At 42.2% G+C, this 725-nt stretch carries 1 pseudogene; it reads left to right on the top strand.

From position 1 onward, the window contains the following. Window positions 1–725 (top strand): annotated as a pseudogene (locus ACFIJJ_RS09955) (hypothetical protein); the annotation flags it as partial.

The following is a 725-nucleotide window of genomic DNA, read 5'->3' as shown; positions in this document are numbered from 1 at the left end:
ACATCGCTTGCCAATGGGTCTATAAGTAAAGACTCAAGTGATGCTGTAGCTGGTAACCAGCTCTATGCTCTAGGGAGTGGTGTTGCGAAGTCTTTAGGAGGTAAAGCTAAGTATGAGAATGGCACATGGACAGCTCCTACATTCGCAGTTAAAAAGTTTTCATCTGATGGTAGTGTTACTGCCTCGAGTTATAGCGATGTCGCGTCTGCCTTTGCTGGTATTGGTGATTCATTCGATAATGTTAAAGATAAAATCGATAATGTTAAGGATGAAATTACCGAAGAGATTACCAATGAAATTAGCACTGCTCAGGCTGATGCGTTGTTGTGGGATAACTCCAAAGGTGCATTTGTAGCGACACATGGTGAAGAGAAGACAAGCAGCAAGATCACATCGCTTGCCAATGGGTCTATAAGTAAAGACTCAAGTGATGCTGTAGCTGGTAACCAGCTCTATGCTCTAGGGAGTGGTGTTGCGAAGTCTTTAGGAGGTAAAGCTAAGTATGAGAATGGCACATGGACAGCTCCTACATTCGCAGTTAAAAAGTTTTCATCTGATGGTAGTGTTACTGCCTCGAGTTATAGCGATGTCGCGTCTGCCTTTGCTGGTATTGGTGATTCATTCGATAATGTTAAAGATAAAATCGATAATGTTAAGGATGAAATTACCGAAGAGATTACCAATGAAATTAGCACTGCTCAGGCTGATGCGTTGTTGTGGGATAA

This window comes from Bartonella sp. TT29SHDZB (assembly GCF_042193395.1).
In the GTDB taxonomy this organism is placed as follows: Bacteria; Pseudomonadota; Alphaproteobacteria; order Rhizobiales; family Rhizobiaceae; genus Bartonella.
This window is presented reverse-complemented; position numbering and strand designations above follow the sequence as displayed.